This window comes from Oceanicola sp. S124, assembly GCF_000220565.1.
Lineage (GTDB): Bacteria > Pseudomonadota > Alphaproteobacteria > Rhodobacterales > Rhodobacteraceae > Pseudooceanicola.
This window is the reverse complement of sequence record NZ_AFPM01000188.1, coordinates 1-5,388: the sequence shown is the minus strand read 5'-3', so window position 1 is coordinate 5,388 and position 5,388 is coordinate 1. Positions and strand designations below refer to the sequence as shown.

General features: G+C 71.1%; 5 protein-coding genes, 1 pseudogene and 1 riboswitch. Of the genes and pseudogenes, 4 read left to right on the top strand and 2 right to left on the bottom strand.

Features of this window, described 5'->3' with window-relative positions; translation table 11 throughout:
* Nucleotides 1-43 precede the first annotated feature (43 nt).
* On the bottom strand, nucleotides 44-565 hold the full coding sequence (locus OS124_RS0113460) for an RNA polymerase sigma factor (RefSeq protein ID WP_010140223.1): 522 nt from the start codon (nucleotides 563-565) through the stop codon (nucleotides 44-46).
* Between the two features lie 265 nt (nucleotides 566-830).
* Nucleotides 831-1,031, top strand: a riboswitch (cobalamin riboswitch).
* 102 nt (nucleotides 1,032-1,133) lie between these two features.
* Here OS124_RS0113460 and OS124_RS24660 point away from each other — a divergent pair.
* The 4 genes from OS124_RS24660 to OS124_RS0113440 are packed head-to-tail and all read left to right on the top strand — an operon-like array spanning nucleotide 1,134 to nucleotide 5,155.
* Nucleotides 1,134-2,189, top strand: coding sequence for an LLM class flavin-dependent oxidoreductase (locus OS124_RS24660; protein ID WP_010140222.1), 1,056 nt, complete (start codon nucleotides 1,134-1,136; stop codon nucleotides 2,187-2,189).
* A gap of 3 nt (nucleotides 2,190-2,192) precedes the next feature.
* Complete coding sequence (locus tag OS124_RS0113450; RefSeq protein WP_010140221.1) at nucleotides 2,193-3,167, top strand: ABC transporter substrate-binding protein; 975 nt, start codon at nucleotides 2,193-2,195, stop codon at nucleotides 3,165-3,167.
* Nucleotides 3,168-3,176: 9 nt separating this feature from the next.
* Nucleotides 3,177-4,376, top strand: a complete 1,200-nt coding sequence (locus tag OS124_RS0113445) for a FecCD family ABC transporter permease (protein WP_083834636.1) — start codon at nucleotides 3,177-3,179, stop codon at nucleotides 4,374-4,376.
* Entirely contained in the window at nucleotides 4,373-5,155 is a 783-nt protein-coding gene (locus OS124_RS0113440) for an ABC transporter ATP-binding protein (RefSeq protein ID WP_010140219.1), read from the top strand. The genes OS124_RS0113445 and OS124_RS0113440 overlap by 4 nt, the downstream gene beginning before the upstream one ends.
* On the opposite strand, the pseudogene OS124_RS24655 reads toward OS124_RS0113440, so the two are convergent.
* Nucleotides 5,089-5,388, bottom strand: a pseudogene (locus OS124_RS24655) (hypothetical protein); the annotation flags it as partial. The gene OS124_RS0113440 and the pseudogene OS124_RS24655 overlap by 67 nt on opposite strands.

The window sequence follows — 5,388 nt, the reverse complement described above, 5'->3', positions numbered from 1 at the left end:
AGGGCCTCGTCCGCCAGCAGTTGGGAGATGTCGGCGGAACGGCTCATGGCTGCCCCCTGCGGTAGTCGCGGCAGTGCCGCAGCGCCTGGCCCATGTATTTCGCCACCATGCTTTCCGAGAGGCCGAGCGCCTCGGCGATCTGGCGGTGGGTCATGTCGAGACATCTGTTCATCAGCAGCACGGCGCGCGCCTTGTGCGGCAACGCCATCAGCGCCCGCACCAGCATCCGCAGCTCGTCGCGCGCGATCAGCACCTCTTCGGCGATCGGGGCGCTGTCGATCAGCCGTTCAAGCCGGGCGTCATCGCGCAGCTGGCCGGCGCCGTGGCGGCGTTCGCGGCGCAGCAGGTCGGTGGCGATATTGCCGGCGACGGTCAGCACATAGGCATGGGGGTTGGCGATCCCGGCCGCGGGGGCGCCGCTGCGGTCCAGCCGCAGCCAGGTTTCCTGCATCGCCTCTTCGGCCAGGTCGTGGCTGCCGAAGCGCCCGGCCAGCTTGATCCGCAGGACATGCCAGTCCCGCAGGTAGGTGCGCAGAAGATCTCGCTTGGCGTCTTGCTGTCTCACGTCGGCATCCCGCTCCAGTCGAGCGGCCCCCGGGCGGTGCGGAGGCCTGGCAGCTGGGATAACCTTGCTGAGGAAGTTCTGGGCCAGCTTGTCGCAACCGGGGCCGTCCGGCGCAAGGCGCGGCGCGGCGGGCCGGGGCGTTTCCCTTCGCGGCGTGGCTTCCGGGAAGCACCTGCGGCAGGGCACCCGGACTGCTGGGAACAGGGGCGACCGGCTGCGGGGGCTGGCCGGCAGAATTGCCTTGCCGGAACAGCTGGGCGTGGTTACTCCTGACCGGGCTTACGGTTCCGCCGCCGCGCGGAGCAATAGGGAACACGGTGCGGGCCTTCGGGCCCAAGGCCGGGGCTGCCCTCGCAACTGTAAGCGGCGAGCGTTCCGTCCAGACCACTGGCCCCCGTGGGCCGGGAAGGGGAGGGGGCGCGCCGGAGCCGCGAGCCAGGAGACCTGCCGCAAGCATGAAACCAATCGCCGGACGAGGTGTGCCGGCAGGGGGTGACCATGCACGCAGGCCCTGCGCCTGAAGCCTTCGCATCGCGTCCGCCTTCTCCCGTCGGGAGAGGGTGCGCGCGTGACTGACCTTCCGAACCGGCTTCGTTTCGATGTCGCGGGGCTGGCCCGTGGCGGTGCCCATGGCGATCACGCTGCCCTGATGCGGGTGGTCGAGCAGGCGGATGCGGCCGGCTTCGGCGGCATCTGGTTCAACGAGTTCCACTTCCACCGCCAGACGCTGCCCTATCCCCATACCCTGCTTCTGGGGGCCGAGATCCTCGCCCGGACGACGCGGCTGCGGTTCGGCACCTCGATCCTGGTGCTGCCGCTGCACCATCCGCTGATGCTGGCCGAGCAGATCGCCCAGCTGGATTTCCAGAGCGGCGGGCGCGTCGATGTCGGCATCGGGCGGGGCACCGAACCGGCGACCTTCGACGTGCTGGGCATCGACCGCGACAGCGCCCGCGCCCGCTTCGACGAGGCGCTGGCGATCCTGCTGCGCGTCTGGACAGAGCCGCGCCTGGCCTCCGATGGCCCCTGCTGGCCCTTCCCCGAAACCGAGGTCGGCCCGCCTCCGGTGCAGCGCCCGCATCCGCCGATCTACGTCGCCGGGGTGTCAGAAGAGACCGTGGCCCTGGCCGCGCGCCATGGCTTCCCGCTGCTGCTGAGCCTCGAACCCAACGAGGCGCGTCAGATCCCGGTGTTCCACGCGGCGCTGCGCCGGGTGGGGGCCGGGATGGCGCCCATGGCCGCCTCGTCCCTGTCGCGCTACGTGATCTGCGCCCCGCGCACCGAGCTGGCCGAAGCGGCGCTGGACCGGCTGACCGGGGTGCTGAACGCCCGCCGCGCCGCCCGCGCCGCCGCGCGCGGCCAGCCTGCCCCCGCCCCGCGCGACCGGGCCGAGATGCTGGCCGATTACACCATCGCCGGCACGCCTGAAGCCTGCCGCGCCCAGATCGCGGCGCTGATCGCCCGCACCGGCTGCGCCAACCTGCGCTGCCTCTTCGATGCCAACGGGCTGATCCCGCTGCCCGAGGCCGCCGCCTCGATGATGCTCTTCGGGACCGAGGTGCTGCCCGCCTTCGCGGACCTGCCGCTGCCCCCCGTCCCCTACCCCGTTCCAGAAAGGACCTGACCCGTGAAACAGACGCTCTTCCTCGGCTCGGCACTGGCCGTGCTGGCCTCTGCCGCCCTTGCCGAGGGGCATTACCCCTACACCGACGACAACTGCGGCGTGACCACCACCTACGAGGCCGCGCCGACCCATGCGGTCACCCTGTCCAACAACGCCACCGAGCTGATGCTGGCGCTTGGGCTGGAAGATCACATGGCAGGCACCTCCTACATGGCCAACCTGCGGATCAGCCCCGAATACGCGGCCGCCTACGACAGCATCCCGGTGCTCTCGCCGCTGGTCGCCACCACCGAACAGCTGATCGAGGCCGAGGCCGATTTCGTTTATGCCGGCTACCCCGACGGCTTCAGCGAAAGCCGCCACACCCGCGACCAGCTGCACGACCTCGGCATGAAGACGCGGCTGAACACCGAGGGCTGCAACCTCGGGCGCTACGGCTTCGACGAGCTCTATGCCGAGATCCGCTCGGTCGCCGGCATCTTCGGCGTGCCCGAGCGTGCCGAAGAGCTGGTTGCCGGGATCGAGGCGCGCGTGGCCGCCGTCGAGACGGCGCTGGAGGGGCGCGCGCCGGTGCCGGTCTTCATCTACAACGGTGGCGAGGACACCCCGCGTGCCGTTCTCGGCAATACCATGCTGAGCCATGTCGTCGACCGCGCCGGCGGGCACAACATCCTCGGCGATATCGACAACCGCTATGGCAGCACCTCCTGGGAGCAGCTGGTGGACCAGGCGCCCGAGTACATCGTGGTCTTCTATTCGGGCACCGCAAGCGGTCAGGTCGTCGAGGATCCCGGCGCCAGCATTGGCCAGGCGCGTATCGACCTGCTGGCAGCCCAGCCGGTGATCGCCGGAGTGCCGGCGGTGGCCAAGCGCAACTACGTGACCGTTTCCTCGGTGATCGGCCAGCCCGGCCCCAGCTCGGTCACCGCGCTGGAAACCCTCGCCCGGACCTTCCACCCCGAGGCCTTTGCCGAGTAGGCTGACCGGATGACACACCGCGATGACAGCGCCGCCGACCGGGCGGCGCTGCTAGCCATTCTCAGGCGGCCGCCGCCGTCGCGTGATCGGGCCGCTGATTTGGCCCAGAATCCGTGCCGCGATCGAAGCCACCGCTTTCCGGGCCCGAGGGCCGGGACCGGCGCTGCGGCGCGTGCCCGCTTCCTGCTGGTCACCGGGGCGATCATCACCCTGCTGCTGGCGGTGGCCCTGGCCGGACTGATGGTGGGCTCTGTCCGCATCCCGGCGACCGAGGCGCTGCGCATCGTCGGGCACTGGCTGTCGGGCGGCGGGCTGGGCACGCCGGACTGGCGTCCGGCCTACGAGATCATCATCACCCAGACCCGGATTCCCCGCGTCATCCTTGCCGCCGTGGTGGGCGCCAGCCTGGGCGTTGCGGGCATGGTCATCCAGGCCATCGTGCGCAACCCGCTGGCCGGGCCGTCGATCCTGGGTGTCTCGTCGGGGGCGGCGACCGGCGCGGTGGTGGTGATGCGTTTCGGCCTCGTCGTTCTCGGCGCCTTCACCCTGCATGTCGCGGCCTTCCTCGGCGGGCTGGCGGCACTGACGCTGGTCTTCTGGATCGCCCGCACCGGGGGGCAGATGACCCCGACGCGCCTGGTGCTGGCAGGGGTCGCCATGGGCGCGGTGCTCGGCGCGCTCACCAGCCTGCTGGTGCTGACCTCGCCCGATCCGCAGCTGGCCGCGCGGGTGCTGTTCTGGACCCTCGGCGGCTTCGGCTCGGCGCAGTGGAAGCTGCTGCCGGTGCCGGTGATCGCCCTTGCCCTCGGGCTCTGCGTCATGCTGGCTCAGGCGCGGCGGCTGAACCTGCTGATGGCGGGGGACGAAAGCGCCGTGGCCCTCGGCCTGGATGTCGAGCGCTTCCGGCGCAGCATGTTCCTGCTGACCGCCGCCCTGACCGGGATCACCGTCGCCGTCTCGGGGGTGATCGGCTTCGTCGGGCTGATCATGCCCCATATCGTGCGCTTGCTGGTCGGTGCCGATCATCGCCGTGCCCTGCCGGCCGTGGCCCTTGCCAGCGCCGCCTTCACCATCGCTGCCGACCTCGTCGCGCGCTCGATCATCGCCCCGCTGGAACTGCCCGTGGGCATCGTCACCGCGCTGGTCGGCGGGCCCTTCTTCATCTGGCTGCTGCGCCGCGACGCCCGTGCCCTTGGGGCCGCCCGATGAGCGCGCCGCTGATCCCCCCCGCCCGTCTCGACATCGAGGGGGTCAGCCTGCGCGCCGGCGACACGGAGCTGGTCCGGGACATCTCGCTGCAGGTGGCGCCGGGTCAGATGCTGGGCCTGCTGGGCCCGAACGGGGCGGGCAAATCCTCGCTGCTGCGCACGGTCTACAGGATGAGCCGGCCTCACACCGGGCGGGTGCTGGTCAACGGCCAGGATGTCTGGCGGCGCCCCGCTGGCTGGGTGGCGCGTCATGTCGGCGCGGTGCTGCAGGACATGCCGGCCGAGTTTCCGCTGACGGTGCGCGACGTGGTGGCCATGGGGCGCTCGGCCCACAAGGCGCTGCTGGAACCGGACCTGCCCCATGATGCCGCGCTGATCGACGCGGCGCTGGCCCTGCAACGGCTGGGGCCCCTGCAGCACCGGCCCTTCCGCACCCTCTCGGGCGGCGAGCGCCAGCGCGTGCTGCTGGCGCGGGCGCTGGTGCAGCAGCCGCAGGTGCTGGTGCTGGACGAGCCCACGAACCACCTCGACCTGCGGCACCAGATTTCCCTGCTGCAGTTCCTGAAGGACAGCGGCATCACCGTGATCGCCGCCCTGCACGACCTGAACCTGGCGGCCATGTACTGCGATCGGCTCTGCCTGATGGATCAGGGCCGTCTGGTGGCCGAGGGGCGGCCCGAGGAGGTGCTGACGGCGGGGCGGATCCGCGCGGTCTACGGCATCGAGCCGCTGATTGCCCGCCATCCGAAGACCGGCTCGGTCTGGGTGCTGCCGGGCTGAGGCGCCCTGCAGGAGGCTTGGCCCGCCAGCCCTTCCAACAGCGCTTCCGGCAGGTTCTGGAAGCAGACGGGGCGCAGGAACCGGCGGATCGACAGGGTGCCGACCGAGGTCGCGCCGACGTTGGTCGACGCCGGGTAAGGGCCGCTGTGGACCATCGCGGCGCAGACCTCGACGCCGGTCGGGAAGCCATTGGCCAGCACCCGGCCCGCCTTACGCTCGAGGATCGGCAAAAG

Coding starts and splice junctions, on each gene's coding strand:
- OS124_RS0113445 (WP_083834636.1), top strand. CDS start 3,177: ATGACACACCGCGATGACAGCGCCGCCGACCGGGCGGCGCTGCTAGCC.
- OS124_RS0113440 (WP_010140219.1), top strand. CDS start 4,373: ATGAGCGCGCCGCTGATCCCCCCCGCCCGTCTCGACATCGAGGGGGTC.